General features: G+C 60.6%; 17 protein-coding genes and 3 pseudogenes. 14 read left to right on the top strand and 6 right to left on the bottom strand.

What is annotated here, in order from left to right; genetic code table 11:
- Positions 1-52 precede the first annotated feature (52 nt).
- Positions 53-1,096, bottom strand: coding sequence for an L-threonine 3-dehydrogenase (gene tdh / locus JCM12178_RS10680; RefSeq protein ID WP_218185647.1), 1,044 nt, complete (start codon positions 1,094-1,096; stop codon positions 53-55).
- 21 nt (positions 1,097-1,117) lie between these two features.
- Positions 1,118-2,308 (bottom strand): glycine C-acetyltransferase, encoded by a 1,191-nt coding sequence (locus JCM12178_RS10675; protein WP_054651238.1) that lies wholly within the window; start codon positions 2,306-2,308, stop codon positions 1,118-1,120.
- Positions 2,309-2,501: 193 nt separating this feature from the next.
- Between JCM12178_RS10675 and JCM12178_RS10670 the strand changes: the two genes are divergently transcribed.
- Positions 2,502-2,972 carry an Lrp/AsnC family transcriptional regulator gene (locus JCM12178_RS10670; protein WP_245628722.1) on the top strand — a complete coding sequence of 157 codons (471 nt, stop codon included), beginning with the start codon at positions 2,502-2,504 and terminating at the stop codon, positions 2,970-2,972.
- On the opposite strand, the gene JCM12178_RS10665 is transcribed toward JCM12178_RS10670, so the two are convergent.
- Positions 2,878-5,772: a sensor histidine kinase gene (locus JCM12178_RS10665; RefSeq protein ID WP_054651234.1), complete on the bottom strand. Its 2,895-nt coding sequence runs from the start codon at positions 5,770-5,772 to the stop codon at positions 2,878-2,880. The genes JCM12178_RS10670 and JCM12178_RS10665 overlap by 95 nt on opposite strands.
- 130 nt (positions 5,773-5,902) lie before the next feature.
- Between JCM12178_RS10665 and JCM12178_RS10660 the strand changes: the two genes are divergently transcribed.
- The 6 genes from JCM12178_RS10660 to JCM12178_RS10635 all read left to right on the top strand — a co-directional run bounded on the left by JCM12178_RS10660 (position 5,903) and on the right by JCM12178_RS10635 (position 11,849).
- Positions 5,903-6,748 (top strand): transporter substrate-binding domain-containing protein, encoded by an 846-nt coding sequence (locus JCM12178_RS10660; protein ID WP_083465867.1) that lies wholly within the window; start codon positions 5,903-5,905, stop codon positions 6,746-6,748.
- 49 nt (positions 6,749-6,797) lie between these two features.
- Positions 6,798-7,664, top strand: a complete 867-nt coding sequence (locus JCM12178_RS10655) for a hypothetical protein (RefSeq protein ID WP_054651230.1) — start codon at positions 6,798-6,800, stop codon at positions 7,662-7,664.
- A gap of 190 nt (positions 7,665-7,854) precedes the next feature.
- Entirely contained in the window at positions 7,855-8,598 is a 744-nt protein-coding gene (glnH, locus tag JCM12178_RS10650; RefSeq protein ID WP_054651228.1) for a glutamine ABC transporter substrate-binding protein GlnH, read from the top strand.
- 77 nt (positions 8,599-8,675) lie between these two features.
- Complete coding sequence (locus tag JCM12178_RS10645) at positions 8,676-9,347, top strand: amino acid ABC transporter permease (RefSeq protein WP_054651226.1); 672 nt, start codon at positions 8,676-8,678, stop codon at positions 9,345-9,347.
- A gap of 10 nt (positions 9,348-9,357) precedes the next feature.
- Positions 9,358-10,086 (top strand): amino acid ABC transporter ATP-binding protein, encoded by a 729-nt coding sequence (locus JCM12178_RS10640; protein WP_054651224.1) that lies wholly within the window; start codon positions 9,358-9,360, stop codon positions 10,084-10,086.
- Between the two features lie 173 nt (positions 10,087-10,259).
- The gene (locus tag JCM12178_RS10635) at positions 10,260-11,849 is read left to right on the top strand and encodes a methyl-accepting chemotaxis protein (protein ID WP_054651222.1); all 1,590 of its coding nucleotides are present in this window, start codon (positions 10,260-10,262) and stop codon (positions 11,847-11,849) included.
- Positions 11,850-11,917: 68 nt separating this feature from the next.
- On the opposite strand, the gene JCM12178_RS10630 is transcribed toward JCM12178_RS10635, so the two are convergent.
- From JCM12178_RS10630 to JCM12178_RS10620, 3 genes and pseudogenes are all read right to left on the bottom strand, one after another.
- Positions 11,918-12,217, bottom strand: a complete 300-nt coding sequence (locus JCM12178_RS10630; RefSeq protein ID WP_054651220.1) for a hypothetical protein — start codon at positions 12,215-12,217, stop codon at positions 11,918-11,920.
- Between the two features lie 39 nt (positions 12,218-12,256).
- Entirely contained in the window at positions 12,257-12,736 is a 480-nt protein-coding gene (locus JCM12178_RS10625; protein ID WP_157054871.1) for a hypothetical protein, read from the bottom strand.
- Positions 12,737-12,940: 204 nt separating this feature from the next.
- Positions 12,941-15,021 (bottom strand): annotated as a pseudogene (locus JCM12178_RS10620) (molybdopterin-dependent oxidoreductase).
- A gap of 307 nt (positions 15,022-15,328) precedes the next feature.
- Here JCM12178_RS10620 and JCM12178_RS10615 point away from each other — a divergent pair.
- The 7 genes and pseudogenes from JCM12178_RS10615 to JCM12178_RS10590 all read left to right on the top strand — a co-directional run.
- A complete protein-coding gene (locus JCM12178_RS10615; protein WP_054651216.1) occupies positions 15,329-15,706 on the top strand; it encodes an NADH-quinone oxidoreductase subunit A in 378 nt (125 codons plus the stop codon).
- The gene (locus JCM12178_RS10610; protein WP_054651214.1) at positions 15,685-16,239 is read left to right on the top strand and encodes an NADH-quinone oxidoreductase subunit B; all 555 of its coding nucleotides are present in this window, start codon (positions 15,685-15,687) and stop codon (positions 16,237-16,239) included. Before JCM12178_RS10615 ends, JCM12178_RS10610 begins: the two co-directional genes overlap by 22 nt.
- 3 nt (positions 16,240-16,242) lie before the next feature.
- Positions 16,243-16,644, top strand: a pseudogene (locus tag JCM12178_RS20505) (NADH-quinone oxidoreductase subunit C); the annotation flags it as partial.
- Between the two features lie 162 nt (positions 16,645-16,806).
- Complete coding sequence (locus JCM12178_RS19715; protein WP_054651248.1) at positions 16,807-17,979, top strand: NADH-quinone oxidoreductase subunit D; 1,173 nt, start codon at positions 16,807-16,809, stop codon at positions 17,977-17,979.
- A pseudogene (nuoH, locus tag JCM12178_RS10600) lies at positions 17,976-18,955 on the top strand (NADH-quinone oxidoreductase subunit NuoH). Before JCM12178_RS19715 ends, nuoH begins: the two are co-directional and overlap by 4 nt.
- A gap of 8 nt (positions 18,956-18,963) precedes the next feature.
- A complete protein-coding gene (locus JCM12178_RS10595) occupies positions 18,964-19,572 on the top strand; it encodes a 4Fe-4S dicluster domain-containing protein (RefSeq protein ID WP_172677116.1) in 609 nt (202 codons plus the stop codon).
- On the top strand, positions 19,573-19,862 hold a 290-nt coding region (locus JCM12178_RS10590), incomplete at its 3' end, for an NADH-quinone oxidoreductase subunit J family protein (RefSeq protein ID WP_172677115.1).

Raw genomic sequence — 19,862 nt, 5'->3', positions numbered from 1 at the left:
AAACGGCCGCCCCGAAGGGCGGCCGAAGCTGTTGCAACTATGCGGCAGTCCCTTATGTCCAGTCGAGCACGACCTTGCCGGACTTGCCGGAGCGCATGACATCAAAGCCCTGCTGGAAGTCGTCGGCCCTGAAACGATGCGTGATGGCCGGTTCGATCTCCAGCCCGCTCTGGATCATGGACGCCATCTTGTACCACGTCTCAAACATCTCGCGGCCGTAAATTCCCTTGAGGAACAGCCCCTTGAACACGATCTGGTTCCAGTCCACCTGCGTTTCGCCGGGCATGATGCCGAGCAGCGCGACCTTGCCGCCGTAGTTCATGTTGTCCAGCATGGAGCGAAACGCCACGGGGTTGCCGGACATTTCCAGCCCCACGTCAAAGGCTTCCACCATGCCCACGTCGCCCATGACCTCGGGAAGCGTCTCGTGCATGACGTTGACCGTGCGGGTCGCGCCGAGCTGCTTGGCCAGTTCGAGGCGGTAGTCGTTCACGTCTGTGATGACCACATGGCGCGCGCCCACATGGCGGCAGACGGCGGCGGCCATCATGCCGATGGGCCCGGCGCCTGTGATGAGCACGTCCTCGCCCACGAGGTCAAAGGAGAGGGCCGTGTGCACGGCGTTGCCGAGCGGGTCAAGCACCGCGCCCTCGTCGTCGGAGAGGCTGTCCGGCAGCTTGAACACGTTCACGGCGGGAACGCAGAGGTATTCGGCAAAACAGCCGGGCCGGTTCACGCCCACGCCGATGGTGTTGCGACAGAGATGACGCTTCCCGGCGCGGCAGTTGCGGCAGTGCCCGCAGGTGACGTGACCTTCGGCGGAAACGCGGTCGCCGGGCTTGAGACCGGGCACTTCGCCGCCCACGGCCACAACCTCGCCGGAGAATTCGTGGCCCACCACCATGGGCACTGGGATGGTGTTCTGCGACCACTGGTCCCAGTTGTAAATGTGGACGTCAGTGCCGCAGATGGCGGTTTTTCTCACCCGGATGAGCGCGTCGTTGGGCCCGCATTCGGGAACGGGCACCTCTTCCATCCAGATGCCCTCTTCAGGCTTGCTCTTCACGAGCGCCTTCATGGTCTTGGCGGTCTTCATGTACAGTCTGTCCTTGTTTCGCTACTTGATAACATTGAGTTCACGGCCGACCTTGATGAACGCTTCCACGCAGCGATCCACCTGTTCGAGCGTGTGTCCGGCGGACATCTGGGTGCGGATGCGCGCCTGTCCGCGAGGCACTACCGGGAAACTGAACCCGATGACATAGATACCCTCTTCGAGCATCCGCGCCGCAAACTTCTGGGCCAGCGACGCATCGCCCAGCATGACCGGGATAATGGCGTGGTCCCCGGGGACGAGGTCGAATCCGGCCTCGGTCATGCGGGACCGGAAGCGTGCGCTGTTCTCCCGCAGGCGGTCGCGCAGCTCCGAGGTCTCGGAGAGCATCTCCAGCACGGCTACGGAGGTGGCTGCGATGACCGGGGCCAGCGTGTTGGAAAAGAGGTAGGGGCGGGAGCGCTGGCGCAGCCAGTCCACAATCTCCTTGCGTCCGGAGGTGTACCCGCCGGACGCTCCGCCGAGTGCCTTGCCCAGCGTGCCGGTGATGATGTCCACCCGGCCCATGACGCCGCACAATTCATGCGTGCCGCGCCCGTTTTCGCCCACAAATCCCACGGCGTGGGAGTCGTCCACCATGGTCAGCGCGCCATACTTGTCTGCAAGGTCGCAGATGGCCTTCAGGTCCGCGGTGATGCCGTCCATGGAAAAGACCCCGTCCGTCACGATCAGCTTGTACCGACAGTCTGCGGCGTCCTTGAGGCACTGCTCCAGCTCCTCCATGTCGTTGTTGGCGTACCGGAACCGCTTGGCCTTGCACAGGCGCACGCCGTCGATGATGGAGGCGTGATTGAGCTGGTCGCTGATGATGGCGTCCTCGGGGCCGAGGATGGCTTCGAACAGCCCGCCGTTGGCGTCAAAACAGGAAGAGTAGAGGATGGTATCCTCGGTGCCGAGGAAATCGGTAAGCCTGTCCTCAAGCTGCTTGTGGATGTTCTGGGTGCCGCAGATGAACCGCACCGAAGAAAGGCCGAAACCGTATTCGTCCAGCGCGGCCTTGGCTGTTTTCACCAATTCGGGGTGGTTGGAAAGCCCAAGATAGTTGTTGGCGCAGAAGTTCAGCACCTCCTGCCCTTCGCCGACGCGGATGGCCGCCTGCTGGGGCGAGGTGATGACCCTTTCCTCTTTGAAAAGCCCCTGCGTTTTCAGTTCGTCCAGTTGGCTCGAAATATCTTTGAGCAACGGATGTTGCATGGCTGCCTCCTGCTCTGTGCTGTATTATTCGAAAAAAGCAATCATATAATTGCGGACAAGACAGTTCAGTGTGTAGAAAATTCTCAGAAACGAATCAAGCATCATGTTCAATCATTCCTGTTGACTGGAAACACCTAAGCCGACTATAGAAACTAAGTATCTGAATTAATCCGAGAAACGCAAAAAATGGAGAGTGAACGTTTTGAAAAGCAAACCGCTTGTGCTCGATGACACCGACAAGGCGATCATATCGGAGCTCGAAAAGAACGGCAGGGAATCCTACAAGAACATCGCGAAACGTCTGGGCGTTTCGGACGGCACCGTTCGACTGCGCACCGAGCGAATGGTCAAGAGCGGCTATCTGCGCATCTCCGCATCGGTCAATCCCCTGTATTTCGGCGACTCGCTGCTTGCGCTGGTGGGCATCAACCTCGCCAACCCGGCCAACAAGGAGATCATGCGCCGCATCGGAGACCTGCAGGGCGTGCAGTCCGTGGTGAACGTCTCGGGCCGCTTCGACCTCATGGTCGAGGTTTTCGTGGCCTCCCGCGACGACCTGCGCCGCTTCCTCATCGATGACCTTTCGGAAGTGGGCGGCATAACCTCCACGGAGAGTTTCGTGCTCCTCGACGGCGTTGGCAAGTGGGTGGAGCAGAAGTCCTAGCTGACGCCTGCGGCAGGGAGACCGTGAACACGCTCCCCTGTCCCACCTGCGACTCTACCGTGATGGCCCCGCCGAAGGATTCCACGATCTCGCGGCAGATGGCCAGCCCGAGGCCGGTGCCCTCCCGGTCGGCCACCGTATCCCCGTTGGTTCCCTTGTGGAACCTGTCAAACACGTGGGGAAGGGTCTCCGGCGCAATGCCGCATCCGGTGTCGCTCACCGCTATCTGTACGCTTCCGTTCAGGGCGAATGCCGAAATCTCAATGCTCCCCCGTTCGGTAAACTTGGTGGCGTTGTTCAGCAGGTTCGAAAGCACCTGCCTGAGACGGTCCTCGTCCATATCTACGACTGGCAGCGCCTCGGGAACCTCTATTCGCAGCGACACTTCAGAATCGATCATGTGCCCGAAAGCGGACTCCCCGGCCTGACGCACTACGGGGGCCGGATCGAACCGGCTCCGATTCCAGACGGTCTTTCCCGCCTCGATGCGGCTGAGATCCAGAAAGTCGTTGATGAGCCGCGTCAGGCGTTCGCCCTCGCTCTCGATGATGTGCAGATTTTCGCCCATGCGCTGGGCGATGCGGGCCGCGTCTTCGTCGTTCAGCGTGTCCCGTATCTTTCGCGAGAGGTCCCTGTAGACCAGCTTGGCAAAGCCCCGAATGGATGTCAGCGGGGTGCGCAACTCATGGGAGATGGATGAGATGAGCGAGGACTTGAGCTTGTCAAGCTCCTGCAGCCGACGGTTGGCGGCCTCCAGCTCGGCGGTCCGGCGCTGCAGCTCCAGCGTACGCTGCTCCACCTTGGATTCCAGCGTCTCGTTGAGCCGTATGATGCGCTGCTCGTTGCTCTTGCGCTCAATGGCCAGCGCCACCTGCTCGGAAACCGACTCGAGAAACAGAACGTCCGCATCGGTATACTGATTGGGATTGCTGTAATCCTGCACCACCATGGCCCCGATGACCTTCCCGCGCACCTTGAGCGGCACCCCGATCCAGCTTGCGGGCATGGCTCCACGGATGACCATCTCGCCGCTTTCCCTGCGCCGGACCATCTCATCGCGATGTAAAAATATGGTCCTGCCGCTGCGGATCACGTCGATGGTCAGGCCGCGAGTGTCAGGGTCGCTGAATCCGTAAAGATCATACGGATGGTCGTGTTCGTCCTGAAAGTATGAAAAACTCAGACGGTCTTCTTCCTCGTGCAAACGGGCGATGAAAAAGTTTCTGGCTGAGAGGGCCTCGCGCAATACATCGTGAATGGTGCTGTAGAGCTCCTGCAGGTCGGCGGTAACGGACACGGCCCGGGATATCCTGTAGAGCGCGGCCGAAATCTGTTCGTTTTCCTTGCGTTTGCTGATGTCCTGAACAAACCCTTCGTAGTAGAGAAACGCCCCGGCATCATCGGTAACCCGCCGAACCGACTCCGAAATCCACATGGGCTTGCCGTCCTTGCGGCAGACCTGCACCTCGTAGGCGTGAACCGCCCCCTCTCTCTCCAGCTTGTCAAGCAGCGCCTGTCGCATTTCCGGGTTCACGTAAAACCCTGATGCGATGTCCGTCACCAGGGCGAGCATCTCTTCGGGCGAGTCGTAACCCAGCATGGAGGAAAAGGACGAGTTCACGGTTCTGAACTGCCCGTTGGGAAGGCTCTGGTAGATGCCTTCCATGGCGTTCTCGAAAATGTTGCGGTAGTGCTCCTCGGCCTCTTTACGGCGGGAGATGTCACGCACGGTGAGCACGCGTGTCCTCCGGCCCCGGAACTGAAGAATACGCCAGCGAATTTCCGCAGAAAAACGGGTGCCGTCCTTACGAAGCCCCTTGGCTTCCAGCGCCTCGCCGCCATTGCTGATCATCATGTCCCGTACGCGGGGAACATCCTCTTCAATGAACAGCACCGTCGGCCCCAGCCCGGCCAGCTCCGACGAGGAGTACCCGAACAGTCGCACGGCCGAGTCGTTGGCCGCCACGCAAAATCCGCCTTCAAGGATGAACACCGCCTCGAACGTGGCCCGCGAGAGCGCACTGTGCAGCTCCTCGCTGACCTTTATCGCCTCTTCCGCCATCTTGCGGGTGCTGATGTCCGTATGCGTTCCGCCAATGCGGACGACCTTTCCGTTTTCATCGGCAACGCCTGCGCCGCGCCCGAGAATCCACTTCCATGAGCCGTCCCGGTGGCGCATGCGGAACTCCACCTCGAACTGCTCCACTTCGCCCTTGATGCAGGCCGCGTTGGCAGCGAGCACCCGCTCCACGTCATCGGGGTGAATACGGTCGCGCCACTCGTCGGCATGGTTGCCGAAGTCTTCATCGGTATGGCCGAGCATCTCCTTGTAGCGCGGGGAAAAATAGACCTGGTCGCGTTTTACGTCCCAGTCCCAGATGCCGTCGTTGGCACCGCGGACAACCAGCGCGTAGCGTTCGTCGCTGCGCCGCAGGCTCTCTTCGACTTCCATGTGTCGGGTAATGTCGAGAAAAACGCCGCGGTAGACCTCCGCGCCATCGGGGGTGAGATATCTGGTCGAGCTGCCGACAACATGAACCACGGCGCCGTCCGTGCGGACAAGCCGATACTCGTTCCGGCGCAAGGGGGCGTCCTTGCGGACCTGTCCCCACGAGGCGGCCCAGCGCTCCCTGTCCTCCTCATGCACGAACAGGCGGGCAAAAGGACGCTTGGCAATGGCTTCGTCCGTCAGCAGGAGCAGGTCCTTTCCCGCAGTGTTCGCGTACGTGAGCACACCTTCGGCGTCCATCTCGAAAACAGAGACGAACAGCGCATCCACAAACCCGCGATCCCATTCCATTACCGGCAACTCATGCCCCATATTCCACCTCATTGCGACGTGACCCTCTCATAGCACGGTTTACGAAAAAACCGCCACAATCCAATTATCATTATTGTTGCCTCTGGCAAAGCCTGATATTTACCCGTTGATGCGACGCGCCCTGACCCTGATACTAACCCTCGTCATACTCTGCCCTGCTGCGCAAGCTCAGGCGGACGTCGAGCAACAGGCGCTCGTCGTTACCCACGCCAAAGCCATGCCCCCGCTCTCCTTCATCGGCGAGGACGGTCGCCCCCAAGGGCTTGTCATCGACCTTTGGAAAGAATGGTCCAGCGCCACCGGGATTCCCGTCAGTTTTCACCTCGTTGAATGGAAAGACACCTTCAAGCTGCTCGACAGCGGCGCGGCAGACGTGATCGGCGCACTCTTCTTCACGCCCGAGCGGGCCATGAAGCTCGACTATGCTGGCGCCTTCATGCGATACTCCGCCAGCTACTTCGCGGGAGTGGACATGGACATTGATTCGCCTGAAACCGAAGAGCGCGAACCGATAGCCGTCATCAGAGGAGACTTTGCCGCACAGTATCTGCGGGACAACCACCGCACGAAAAACATCAAGTACTTCAACAACGGCGACGAGCTCATCGAAAGCCTAAGAACCGGCTCCACCATGTTTTTCATCATGGACACCGCCCTCGCCCACTGGAAACTCCGCAATGCCGGTCTGGACGAGCGTTTCGCGCCCATAGGCCTGGCCTACGAACGAGAGCTCCACGCCGCGACCAAGCGGGGACGAAACGACATCATATCCCTCATCAATGTCGGCATGCGCAAAATCCCGCCGGAGGAAAAAGCCGCCATCATCCAGCGCTGGATTCCCGAACGGCGCGAAACGGATTTCGGATACTGGGAAATAACCGGAGCCGTCGCCGCCCTGCTCATCATCGGGATCATCTCCGCAATGCTTGTCAGCACAACCAGACGATTCAAGTAGCATCGCGCACACCACTTTCTTTTTAAAGACAATCAGAGAGTTACGAGACATGGAAAGCACAGAAGAACTCACGGAAATGGTTCAGGAATACCGCAAGGCCCTCAAGCAGGTGAAGCGCTCGCGCGATCCGCTGCGCTGGGCCGACATCCAGAACAATCTGGCCGTGCGCCTGCGCCAGTTGGCCGAAAAGGGCGAACGCCACCTCTTTTCCGAAGCGGAGAACGCCTGCCGCCGCGCCCTTTCCGTCTACAACCGCAAGAAGAACCCCGCCCGCTGGGCCGACGCGTGGGTGAACATGGGCAACATCCTCTATGGCAAGGGCCACACCGGGGATGACGCTGCTGCGCTGGAAAAGTCCGCGCAGGCCTACCGCAGCGCCATGGAATTCTACACGCTCGACGAGGACCGCGACGCGTGGTCCCGGCTCATGAGCAACGCGGCCATGGCCCTTGGCCGCCGGGCAGTGGTGCTCGATACGCCCGAAGCCTACCTTGAAACCGCGCAGACGCTCCGGGAGATGCTCGCGGTCGTCACCCGCGACGTACAGGAGGACTGGTGGGCTTCGCTCAACTACAGCCTCGCAGACGCCCTGCTCATGTCGCAACAGAGCGGCTCAGTGGACCCGGAGCTGCTCCGCGAGGCCGACCTCGCCCTCTTCAACTGTCTCGACATCTGGAAACGCGACGAACTGCCCCTCAACTGGGCGCAGGCCCGGCAGGCGCAGGCAGGCATCACCCTGACGCTGGGGCAGGCCCTCGGCGACAGCACCCTGCTCCGCGAAGCCGAGACCGCCTACGCGGACGCGCTTGAAGTCTACCGCGCCGAGGACGTGCCGGGCATGGACGTTCAGGCCGAACGCATGCTGGAGCAGGTGCGTGGGCTGCTATCCAAAACGCAGACAGACAGCCAATCATAGCGAAAACACGCCCTTTTTCCGCCGCCTTCCTGCGCAGAGCGCAACATGCTTGAAATTTCCGGCGTTCTGGTGCATCATGGCGTGCTTCTGTTAATGGACATAATTGTCGATTTCGCATTGAAGCCCGCCACGGGGCGGGGAGGCTGACGGGTGCGCCCGTCGATAACCGACAAGCTAGAGAGAGGGTATCATGAAACGCATTCTGAGCATTCTGTGCGCCATCGCCGTGACCGTGGCCATCTGTGCCCCCGCCTTTGCGGGCAACCTCGTAATCGCTACCGACACCAACTTCCCCCCGTTCGAGTTCAAGGACCCCGACACCGGCAAGCACACCGGCTTCGATGTGGAGCTGTGGGACGCCATCGCCAAGGAAATCGGCGTGGAATACGACCTGCAGCCCATGGCCTTCAAGGGCATCGTTCCGGGCCTTCAGGCCGGTCAGCTTGACGCTGGCATCGCCGGCATGTCCATCACCGAAGAACGCAAGCAGACCATCGACTTCTCCGACGGTTACTACAACTCCGGCCTGCTGATCGCCGTGCCCATGGATTCCGACATCAAGGGCATCAAGGACCTTGACGGAAAGGTCGTTGCCACCAAGCAGGGCACCACTTCCGAGAAGTACCTCAAGGAAAACGCCAAGCCCGAGAACCTGAAGCTCTTCCCCAACGACAACGCCATGTTCATGGAACTCATGACCGGCGGCGTTGACGCTGTCATGTTCGACAAGCCCGTTGTCGAGAACTTCATCGGCAAGCGCGGCCAGGGCAAGGTCAAGGTTACTGGCGAGCTGTATCAGGGCCAGCCTTACGGCATCGGCTTCCCCAAGGGCTCCGACCTCGTTGAAAAGGTCAACGCCGCCCTCAAGTCCCTGCGCGAAAACGGCACCTACGCCAAGATCTACGAAAAGTGGTTCGGTGTCGCGCCTGAATAACCACCTGCAACTGTTGATAGTTTGATTACGGGGAGGCGTCAGCTCCCCGCTTTTTTCCAAAACACGGGATATATGCCATGGCCTTTGATTTTGAACCTTCCGTCATGATCGATTCCATCCCCACGCTGCTCGTTGGGGCGAAGATGACCATTATCATCACCGTGGGCGGACTCTTTTTCGGATTTCTGCTCGGTGCAATCGCGGGCTTGATGAAGCTGTCACGAAACATGTTCGTTCGCAGGATAGCGGGCGTTTACGTCGAGACGATACGTGGTACGCCCATGCTGGTTCAGGCGATGTTCCTGTATTTCGGGTTGCCCATGGCCATCGGCATCCGCATCCCCGCGGTGGTGGCAGGTATCGTCATCATCGCAGTCAACTCCGGCGCGTACATCGCCGAAATCGTGCGCGGTGCGGTGCAGTCCATCAACGTGGGCCAGATGGAAGCGGGCCGAACCATCGGCCTGACCCGCGGCCAGACCATGCGCTACATCATCTGGCCGCAGGCCTTCAAACGCATGATCCCGCCGCTGGGAAACCAGTTCATCATCAGCCTCAAGGACACCTCCCTGCTCATGATCATCGGCGTGGGCGAGCTGCTGCGCACCGGCGACGAGATCGTGGCCGTGAACTTCCGCGCCTTCGAGGTCTACCTCACCGTCGGCATTATGTATCTCTGCATGACCATGTCCATTGCCAAGGCTCTGGGCATGCTCGAAAAACGCCTGCACCTGAAGAGCCAGCGCTAGGAGTCCGCAAATGATCCAGATTAAGAATCTTCACAAAAGCTTCGGCGATTTCGAGGTCCTCAAGGGCGTTGACCTGCATGTGAAACAGGGAGAGGTGGTGGTCATCCTCGGTCCTTCCGGCTCGGGTAAGTCCACGGTACTGCGCTGCATCAACAAGCTGGAGGAACCCACCAGCGGCACCATCATCGTGGACGGCTACGACATCATGGACCACAGGACGGACATCAACCACGTCCGCACCGAAGCCACCATGGTCTTCCAGCAGTTCAACCTCTTTCCGCACATGTCCGTGCTGGAAAACGTGACCCTCGGTCCCATCAAGGTCCGCGGCATGTCCCGCAACGAGGCCAACAAGCTCGGGCTGGACCTGCTGGGCAAGGTCGGGCTCGAAGAAAAGGCCCACAACTACCCGGAACAGCTCTCCGGCGGCCAGAAGCAGCGCGTGGCCATCGCCCGCTCGCTGGCGCTCAGGCCCAAGGTCATCCTCTTCGACGAACCGACCTCCGCCCTCGATCCCGAACTGGTCGGCGAAGTGCTGGAAGTCATGAAACGCCTTGCCCGCGAGGGCATGACCATGGTCGTCGTGACCCACGAAATGGGCTTTGCCAAGGACGTGGCCGACCGCGTCATCTTTATCGACGAAGGCCGCATTCAGGAAGAGGCCGAACCAGAAACCTTCTTCTCCAACCCTCGCCACCCCCGCCTGCGGGACTTCCTGAGCAAAGTGGTCGAGCACTAAACCGAACCATCCCTGTTTTCTCGAAGGCGGCCTCCGGGTCGCCTTTTTCTCTTCTGTATCGCGCTATCAACCTGTTTGCGCTCCACCAGATTATAACCATGTTTACTTTCCGGTTCTGTTCCTGCATGCTAAATAGTAGATAATCTCCCTTTTTTCATGCAAAGGAGTCATTCATGCTTCGCAAAATATCCATCAATGCCCGAATGCTGGCCTTGACGGGTTTCATGGCGCTATTCTCCGCACTCTGTGTCGCCGTGTTCTTCAATGGCATCCGTTCCGTGGAAGACATCGGCATAGAAAGCTCGGTGGACTCCATGAATACCGGGGAAGAGCGTAAGCTCGAAGTGGCGACCCACGCCATGGCCGTGACAATGGGCCAGGCGCTCCAGGGAGTTCCCGAAGAGCAGCAGGGAGACCTGATCCGCAAGCTGGTGAATCCCATTCGCTTTGAAGAGGACAAGTCCGGATACTTCTTTGTATACAAGGGCACGACGGTCATCACCGTTCCCACCAATGAAAAACTGGTGGGCAAGGACCTCGGCCAGCTTGCTGACAAGGACGGCGTCAAGCTCGTCACCGAACTGAACAAGAAGGCTCATGACGGGGGCGGCTTCGTCAAATACATCTGGCCCAAGCCCGGCAAGGGCGATCAGCCCAAGCTCTCCTACGCCGAAATGATCCCCGGAACCGACATCTGGATCGGAACCGGTGTCTACCTCGACAATGTGGCCGAGCAACGCGTAGCGCTGACAGAAAGAATCGACACGGTCACAAGATCGTATATCTGGGGCATTGGAGCTGGTGTTTTTGGGTTCTTTGCCATCATCATCCTGCCCCTCTGCCTGATGATAAACCGCAGCATCGTCAAGCCCCTCGAAGTCTCCGTGGAAGCCGCAGAGATGGTAGCCGACGGAGATCTGACCCGAACGTACAACATCCAGTACCGTGACCTTCCCGGGCTGGTGAACGCCACCCTCAAGGACATGACTGAGAATCTGGACAACATTGTCGGTCAGGTCATGTCTGCGGCAACCAACGTGGGCGAAGGCAGCCGCGAGGTCAGCCAGTCCGCGTCAGACCTCTCCCACGGGGCCAACAGTCAGGCAGCGTCCGTGGAGCAGGTCTCCGCAGCCGTTGAACAGATGCTCGGCAATATCGAGCGCAATTCCGAAAACGCCCGCGAGACAGAAACCATCGCGGTTAAATCCGCCCGCGACGCGGAACAGGGCGGGGATTCCATGCTTGAAGCCGTGGAAGCCATGAAGGACATCGCCCAGAAGATTTCCATTATTGAAGAAATCGCGCGGCAGACCAACCTGCTGGCGCTCAATGCGGCCATCGAGGCGGCACGCGCCGGCGAGGCAGGCAAGGGATTCGCCGTTGTCGCGGCAGAAGTCCGCAAGCTGGCCGAGCGAAGCGGTCAGGCGGCAGCCGAGATCGGCGAACTCTCAACCGCGACGCTCGGCAAGGCCGACGAAGCGGGCGAAGTGCTCCGCAACATGGTGCCGGACATTCAGCGCACCGCCGAACTGGTCAAGTCCATTGTGGCAGCATCCGAGGAACAGGGCGCGGGCGTGCGCGAGATCGGACAGGCCATCCGCGAGCTGGACGGTGTTGTCCAGAAGAACGCCGCCGCCTCCGAAGAACTGGCCTCCACCTCACAGCAGATGAACGCACAGGCAGAGCAACTGCTTCAGATCATGGGCTTCTTCCGGGTCAAGGAAGGACGCGGCTCCATGGCCGCACTGCCGCCCGGGAAATAACCACCCGAAACAAAACGGCCCGTCATCGAACGATGACGGGCCGTTTTGTTTCTTGAACACCAATCGGATTATTTGTCAGGCAGCTCACGCCCGACCTTGTAGTCGTCGCGGCACTTTTCCAGACATTCTTCCTTTTCCTTGCCACGCAGCTCGTAGCAGCCGTCGAAGCACTCCCGGAATTCCTTCTTGTAGGTCTCCTTGACCTCATCCTCGTCCATGAACATCTTGCGACATTCGCGGATGCACTCCTTGTCTCCATCACAGTCGCGGATGCACTCGCCGGGGCCCATCACCGCCTGAGACGGGGCCGCGCCACAAAGAACCATCGCGCCCACCATGAGCATGACAGCCAGAATGAATTTCCTCATACTCGATTCTCCTTCCCTGTAAGAGGGTTGCCCGCAGGGCTATTTCAGCGTCGCGCCCGGAGGGCCGTCGCCGTTGTGCATTCTGCTCGGGACCATCATGTCCGGACCGGGACAGGAGGTCTCCACACCCGCAGCCGGTTTGGTAAGCTTCCACCCGCTATGCGACCAGAGATGCTTCCTTTCCATCATGGAGCCGCTGTACTTCACGGTCCCGAGTGGCGTTTCCATGGTCTGCCCCATGGTACCCTCCACGGGCTTGCCATCGTGATACAGCTCGCCGTGATAGCCCTGACTGCGCGTACCGGGCTGCAGAACTTCGGTTTCCAGCCGCCAGCCGTCCTTCTGCACAACCTGCTGCTGATTCCCCTCTTTCAGCTGCTCCGCGAGTCCGGGGCGCGTCTGCACCTTCACGGCAGCATCGCCCGCACTGCCGGGAGCCGCCATCGCCAGAAGAACCAGCATGGTCAGACAACCCGAAAGACCGGCCTGCATCAGCCGCTTTCCGTAATACTGTGTCATGGTTCCCTCTCCCACTGTTGAGGCATGCCGGACATTATCATGCGCCTGAGGCCCGGCATGCACTTGTATTCCTCTATGAGCCATACTGCATCCCGTCTTCCATCGCAACAGGTTCCCCCCACTGCGGCCACACTCTCCCGGAAAAGGGAAAGGGCCGGGCAGCACATGGCTGCCCGGCCCTTTCGGCATATCACTAAAGGGGGGCTAGATTTTGGATACGTTCACGAAGTGCTCCTGCAAAGCCAGACCGCCGCCGGCCTTGTCCATCTTGTCGAGGCCACCCTTCATCAGCTCGTGGTCTGCCACGCCCTTGCCGTAGGCACGGGATTCAACCGGGAGCTTGTGGCCGAAACCATGAACCATGAACACGCATTCGGGATGCACGAAGTCGGTCACGAAGGCGCGGATGTTGCCGCCGTCGCCATTGGTACCGACCCTGACGTAGTCACCGTCCTTGATGCCCAGTTCCTTTGCCTTGGAAGTGTGAATCCAGAGCTTGTTCTCGGACATCTGCTCGTTCAGGAGCGGGTTGTTGACGGTGTGTCCCTGCGTGTGCAGCGCACAGCGGCCGAAGGTGATGCGGAAACGACCTTCGGGCGGACGTTCGGGGGACTCATAGGGCTTCAGGCTCGGCAGCCCCATGTCTTCCCACTTGTCATTGATGACCTCGATTTTCTCGGACGGGGTCTTGAACTTGAGTTCGTCGATGGTGCGGTATTTGGGCTCGTCCGTCAGCCAGACCTCGCCGGTGGCCTTGAAGTCCTCACGCGTTACGCCGGTATCCGTGAGCTGGTAGTCGTGCAGGTCGGCCAGCGTCTTGCCGGAGAGTTCCTCGATGCCGAGGCGCTCGGCCAGCCCGCAGATGATTTCCCAGTCGGACCGGGTCTCGAAACGGGGCTGCATGGCGCGGTCGCGATAGAAAAGGTACGACTTCAGGCCGTTCTTGCAGGCAAGGATGGAGTCGCGCTCAAGGTACGGCGACATGGGCAGCACCACGTCGGCGTGCCATGCGGTGTCGGACCAGCTGAATGTGGTGGACACGAGCAGGTCGAGATTCTCCCACTTCTTCTTGATGGCCTCGGGATCGGGCAGGGCCATCAGGGGGTCGTGGCGGTGCACGATGTACGCCTTGATGGGATACGGCTCGCCGGAAACCATGACGTCGTAGTTGAGGTGCACGAGGCCGGGGCCGCCGTCAATGTGCTTGAGCGTGGAGCCGCAGCCGTCCGCGCGGGGCTTTTCCGGCTTCGGGAAGAGGTCCACGAACTTCTTGAGGCCCTTGCGGCCGAAGTCGCCGGGCTTGTTGGTGATGGGCAGGCCGCCCTTGGCGCCGATGGAACCGAGCAGCGCGTTTATGAGGTACGCGGTGCGGCTGACGTAGAACGAGTCGGAGTAGCGGGCGACCATCCAGCCGGGATGCCAGATGACTGCGGGAGCGGCGTCGGCCAGTTCCCGCACCAGATGGCGAATGCTGGATGCCTTGATGCCGGTCTCTTCCTCGGCCCATTCCGGGGTGTATTCAAGGACAAAGGACCGGAGCTTGTCCAGATCCTTGATGTGCTTGCCCGCAAATTCCTTGCTGTAAAGATTGGAGGCAAAGAGTTCGTGGATGACCGCAAGGTTCAGGCGTAGTCGGTGCCCGGACGGATGAGCATGAAATTGTCGGCCTTGGAGGCGGAGACGTTGGCGCGGATGTCGATGACCGTCAGCTGGCCGCCCTTGTCCTTCATGTCCAGAACGCCGTTGACTTCCTTGACGTTGATGGCCTCGAAGATGTTGCGGGTCTGCAGCACCAGATGACGACAGTTCTTGTAGTCGTAAGAGACATCCTTTCGGCCCATGCCCATGACGGACTTGGCCGCGTGCTGCACGTTGCGGGCGCAGGAGGAGTCATGGTTGCAGTAGTTCGGGGAGCCGAGGGCGCGCACGAACGCCATATGCAGGTCGCGGAAGGGGCCGCCGCGGTCGGACCACAGCACGGACTCGGGGCCGTACTTGTCCATGATGCCTTTGAGGCGGTCGGCCACGTAGTCGAGCGCTTCGTCCCAGGACACGCGTTTCCATTTTCCCTCGCCGCGCTCACCCTGACGGATCATGGGGAACTGGGGGCGTTCGTCGTCAAGGGTCAGGGCATACCCGGCACCGCCGCGCGGACAGAGCGCACCGGCCATTCCCGGGTCGTGGGGGTTGCCCTTGATGAACATCACTTCGCCGTTCTCGACCTCCACCTCGATGGGGCAGCGAACGGTACACATGCCGCAGACGCTGTAGACTTTGTCGACCATGACCTGATTCTCCTTAGGGATATGACACATGCCGGGAAACCCGCCGCAAGCGGGCGTGGTATAGTTTTCCTCAATACGCCAAGACGCGTATCAATGGTATATCTATGAGGGCAATGCGATTATGCAGTTGTGAAATCATTCACATCAAAATACGGAATTTCTCCCGGCTCATCAGGCGATGAAAAAGGACTTTGTGAAATAAAAAACATAGGCATGTTTTCCTTTACCATGTGCCCGCTATGCGCAATCTCCAATAGTACGTGGAAAGCTTTTCGACGTTCTGAAACGGCAAAAAGGAAAGGAAAAAATGGTTTTCTCCTGGCTCAACATCGCGATCCTCGCCGCTCTGGCTCTAGGACTGACCTTTGCCGCCGCACCCATGATCGGCTCCCTGCTTCTGGCTCCGAAAGCCAAGGGAGGCGAGCTGCACACCCCCTACGAATGCGGCATCCGGCCGCACGGGACGCCGTGGATGCGGTTCGGGATTAACTATTTCTTCTACGCCCTGCTGTTTCTCGCGTTCGACGTGGATGTGCTCTACCTCTTCCCCGCCGCTGCCGCCTGGCCCCAGGCGGAAGGCATCGCTCCGCTGGTGAAGATCACCATCTTCCTCGGCGCCCTTGCCGCCGGCTGTCTCTATTTCGTCAAAAAGGGAGTGTTCGAATGGCCACGCAGGATTCGCTGAGCAAAGCCGTCACCACCGTCGATTCGGCCATGATAGCAGCGGCCCCGGTCCAGAAGATCGTGGACCTCTGCCGGGCAATGTCGCTGTGGCCCATGACCTTCGGGCTGGCCTGCTGCGCCATCGAGATGATGGCCGTGGGCATGTCCCGGTTCGACATTTCCCGCTTCGGCGCAGAAGTGTTCCGCCCCTCGCCGCGCCAGTCCGACCTCATGATCGTGGCTGGAACCGTCTCCAAGAAGATGGCCCCGTCCGTGGTCCGGCTCTATGAGCAGATGCCTGCACCACGCTGGGTCATGGCGCTTGGCAACTGCGCCATCTCCGGCGGCCCGTTCTCCTTCAAGGGGCAATACGGCATCGTCGAAGGCGTTGACAAGCTCATTCCGGTGGACGTCTACGTTCCCGGCTGCCCGCCGCGCCCCGAAGGATTGCTCGAAGGGCTCTTCCAGCTTCAGGAAAAGATCAGCGGCAGGCGCTGGTGGCCCCTTCCGGAAGGATACGAAGACCTCGGCTCCGGCCAGGGCGGGAAGGAGTAGGCCATGCGCGACGAAATACTTTTTCAATACGAAAATGAAAACCGCGCCGTGCGCGAGGACGAGCACACCGGACAGGGCTGCACGGTGCATATCGCGCGCGAACGGCTGACAGAGGCCGCCAAAACCATGCTGAACGAGGACTACTTCCTCGAAGACATCAGCATGCTCGAATTCACGGAAGGCTTTCAGGCCCAGTACCACTTCGCCCGCTGGGGCAACAAAGGCCGCGTGACCCTCCGCAGCCACGCCCCGCACGAAGACCCCTGCTTTCCATCCATAACCAAGATTTATTCCGGCGCAGACTGGCATGAACGTGAAGCCATGGACTTCTACCCCGTCCACTTCAACGGCCATCCCAACCCCGCGCCCCTGCTTCTGCCGGACGACATGGCCGACGAGTTTCCGCTCGTCAAGACGGACAAGAACCGCAAGTCCTTCTTCGAGGTCGTGCCCTGCCAGAAGATCATCGAAGGCGATGACGAGCATCTGCTCTGCAACTGCGGCATGACCCTCGGCTACGACGAACTGGCCGAGGAAATCCGCTGCGCACCGACCATTCGCGACGAAATGCACCCCGAGGCCAAACGCCTCGAGGTGGAAGACGGCGACTTCTACTCCCGCAACTTCGAGGAAGGCGCGGACGACCGCCTCATCCTGAACATGGGCCCCCAGCACCCCTCCACACACGGCGTGCTCCGCGTGGTCCTTGAACTGGACGGGGAATACGTCATGCGCGCGGACCCGGTTCTCGGGTACATCCACCGGATGCACGAGAAGATGGGCGAAGTGAAGCAGTGGCACCAGTATCTGCCCAATATGGGCCGCGTGGACTACCTGCACGCGCTGGCATGGAACCACGCCTACGTGCAGGCCGTGGAAAAGCTGGCCGAAATCGAAGTTCCGCGCCGGGCCGAAGTCATCCGCATCCTGACCTCCGAGCTCAACAGAATCACCTCGCACCTGCTCTGGTGGGGCGCATACCTGCTGGACCTCGGGGCGTTCACCCCCATCATGTACGCATTCGAAGACCGCGAGCGCATCATGGACCTTCTCCAGAAGGTCACCGGTTCGCGCCTGACATACTGCTCTTTCCGCTTCGGCGGCGTATGCTCGGACTTTCCCGACGAGCTCATCCCCGAAGCGCGGGAGGTGGCAAAGATCCTCAGGGAACGCCTGCCCATGTTCAAGGCGCTCGTGACCGACAACCTCATCCTGCGCAAGCGCGTCGAGGATATCGGCATCATCGACGACCAGATGTGCAAGCGCTACGGAGCCACCGGCCCGGTGCTGCGCGGATCGGGCATCGCCTGCGACGTACGCCGCTCGGACCCGTATTCCCTGTACCCCGAGTTCGACTTCGAGGTTCCCGCTTACGGCGGACAGGACGCCTTTGCCCGCTACCTCGTGCGCATGGACGAGATGGAACAGAGCCTGAACATCGTGGATCAGGCACTGGACATGCTCCCCGGTTGCGACGACGGGCACATCATCAAAAAGGCCCCCCGCCCCGGATTCAAGCCTCCGGCGGGTGAAGCGTACGGCTGCGTGGAAGGCGCCCGCGGACGCATCGGCATCCTTGTGGCCAGCGACGGCGACAAGGTGCCCTACCGCATCAAGCTGCGGTCCCCGAGCTTCTCGAACCTGAGCCTGTTCCCAGAATGCGCACAGGGCGTCCTGCTGGCGGACGCCGTGTCCATCATGGGCAGCCTGGACCTTGTCATCCCGGAGATTGACCGATGAGCACAGCTTTCATGATCCCCGAACCCGCCCTCCGCATCGGCATCGGGCTGGCGGCCTTCGCGGCCTTCATCGCCCTGAATGCGCTGGTGCTCGTGTATCTCGAACGAAAAGTGGCGGGGCACCTGCAGCGGCGGCCCGGACCGTTCGAGGTCGGCCCTCACGGGCTGCTCACCCCCGTCTGCGACGCCCTCAAGCTGGTAGGAAAGCAGCTCACGGCCCCGGACGGCGCCGACCGTCTGCTCTTCTGGACGGCGCCCATCCTTTCCTTCATGCCCATTTTCCTGCTCTTTCTGCCCATCGAGTTCGGCCCCGGACTCTACGGCATAAAGTTCAACATGGGCCTGCTGCTCATACTGGCCTTCTCCGGTTTCGGCGTGCTCTCGCTCTGCCTCGCCGGGTGGGGGTCCAACAACAAGTGGTCGCTGCTCGGCGCGGCCCGTGCCGTGGCGCAGTCCGTGGCGTATGAGATTCCATTGCTGCTGACCGTTCTGGCCATCGCTTCATGACCGGTTCGCTGGACATGGGCGAGCTGGTGGCCGCGCAGGGCAACTGGCCGTGGCAGTGGAACGCGGCCGTGCAACCGCTGGCGTTCGTCATCTTCTTCACCTGCGCGGTGGCCGAGACCAACCGCGCACCCTTTGACATGCCCGAGGCGGAGTCCGAGCTCACCGCCGGATTCCACACCGAATACTCGGGCATGGGCTTCGGCCTCTTCTTCCTCGCCGAATACGCGGAGATGATCGTGGTCTGCTCCGTGGCGACCGCGCTCTTCCTCGGCGGCTGGAAAGGCCCCGTGGCACCGGGACCGTGGTGGTTCCTGCTCAAGGTCTACGTTCTGCTGCTGATCATGATGTGGTTCCGCTGGACATACCCGCGCGTCCGCTTCGATCAGGTTCTGAACATCTGCTGGAAATGGTTCATCCCGCTGGCCCTGGCGAACCTCTTCGTCACCGCCATCGTGGTCAAGGTACTCTAGGAGGCAGCGTGAGCACACAGATGCACCAGATCAAAAAGATGCCTCGACCGGCGGAAGGCTTCTTCGGCAAGCTGGCCGAGACCGCCAAGGGACTCTGGAGCCTGATCGTGGGCCTCGGCGTCACCGGCCGCGTCTTCACCCAGAAACAGGAAACCGTGCACTACCCGCGCAAGACCGTGAGCGAACCCGCGCTCACAGGCTATCGCGGACACATCGAGCTGGTGCACAAGGACGACGACCCCACGACCCCGCGCTGCATCATGTGCATGAAGTGCGTGAAGGTCTGCCCGTCCGGCTGCATCAGCATCAAGTCCAAAAAAATCGAGCATATCGAGCACAAGGACAAGGAACAGGACCCCAACACGCACCACAGCAACGGACTGACCGTGCTGCCCAAGCAGGCGGTGCCCAGCCCGGGCAAGGGCAAGCGGGAACTGACCCTCTTCAAGCTCGATTACTCGCTCTGCAGCCTGTGCAGCCTCTGCGTGGAGACCTGCCCGGCCCGTTCACTCAGACATTCCAAGCACGTCTACTGGTCGGAATTCGACAAGGACAACATCACACTCGACCTCCTCGACCGCATGCGCAAGCAGGCCGGGGCAAAGGAGGATAGCTAGATGACGGCTGACCTTGCGGCAAAAGTTCTTTTCGGCGTGTACGCGCTGATCATCCTCGCGGGCGGCGTCATGGCCGTCTCCGCCAAGAGCCTCGTCCGGGCCATGGTCGGCCTGATCATGACGCTCTTCGGCGTGGCCGGGATGTATCTGCTCATGAACGCGCCCTTCCTGGCCATGATGCAGGTGCTCATTTACGTGGGCGCGGTCTGCGTCCTTATTTTCTTCGCCATCATGCTCACGCGCGGCGACGATGCGGGCAGCCCCGGAGCCGCCCTGCCCGTCGCGCTGGG

The sequence above is a fragment of the Salidesulfovibrio brasiliensis JCM 12178 genome, from assembly GCF_001311825.1.
GTDB lineage: Bacteria > Desulfobacterota > Desulfovibrionia > Desulfovibrionales > Desulfovibrionaceae > Pseudodesulfovibrio > Pseudodesulfovibrio brasiliensis.
Note: the sequence above shows the minus strand (reverse complement) of the source record. Positions and strands in the feature narration are given on the sequence as shown.

What these genes read in the sequence shown, in the direction of transcription:
- tdh (WP_218185647.1), bottom strand. Translation starts at nt 1,096, where the DNA reads ATGAAGACCGCCAAGACCATGAAGGCGCTCGTGAAGAGCAAGCCTGAA.
- JCM12178_RS10675 (WP_054651238.1), bottom strand. Translation starts at nt 2,308, where the DNA reads ATGCAACATCCGTTGCTCAAAGATATTTCGAGCCAACTGGACGAACTG.
- JCM12178_RS10665 (WP_054651234.1), bottom strand. Translation starts at nt 5,772, where the DNA reads ATGGAATGGGATCGCGGGTTTGTGGATGCGCTGTTCGTCTCTGTTTTC.
- JCM12178_RS10660 (WP_083465867.1), top strand. Translation starts at nt 5,903, where the DNA reads ATGCGACGCGCCCTGACCCTGATACTAACCCTCGTCATACTCTGCCCT.
- JCM12178_RS10655 (WP_054651230.1), top strand. Translation starts at nt 6,798, where the DNA reads ATGGAAAGCACAGAAGAACTCACGGAAATGGTTCAGGAATACCGCAAG.
- glnH (WP_054651228.1), top strand. Translation starts at nt 7,855, where the DNA reads ATGAAACGCATTCTGAGCATTCTGTGCGCCATCGCCGTGACCGTGGCC.
- JCM12178_RS10645 (WP_054651226.1), top strand. Translation starts at nt 8,676, where the DNA reads ATGGCCTTTGATTTTGAACCTTCCGTCATGATCGATTCCATCCCCACG.
- JCM12178_RS10640 (WP_054651224.1), top strand. Translation starts at nt 9,358, where the DNA reads ATGATCCAGATTAAGAATCTTCACAAAAGCTTCGGCGATTTCGAGGTC.
- JCM12178_RS10635 (WP_054651222.1), top strand. Translation starts at nt 10,260, where the DNA reads ATGCTTCGCAAAATATCCATCAATGCCCGAATGCTGGCCTTGACGGGT.
- JCM12178_RS10630 (WP_054651220.1), bottom strand. Translation starts at nt 12,217, where the DNA reads ATGAGGAAATTCATTCTGGCTGTCATGCTCATGGTGGGCGCGATGGTT.
- JCM12178_RS10625 (WP_157054871.1), bottom strand. Translation starts at nt 12,736, where the DNA reads ATGACACAGTATTACGGAAAGCGGCTGATGCAGGCCGGTCTTTCGGGT.
- JCM12178_RS10615 (WP_054651216.1), top strand. Translation starts at nt 15,329, where the DNA reads ATGGTTTTCTCCTGGCTCAACATCGCGATCCTCGCCGCTCTGGCTCTA.
- JCM12178_RS10610 (WP_054651214.1), top strand. Translation starts at nt 15,685, where the DNA reads ATGGCCACGCAGGATTCGCTGAGCAAAGCCGTCACCACCGTCGATTCG.
- JCM12178_RS19715 (WP_054651248.1), top strand. Translation starts at nt 16,807, where the DNA reads ATGCACCCCGAGGCCAAACGCCTCGAGGTGGAAGACGGCGACTTCTAC.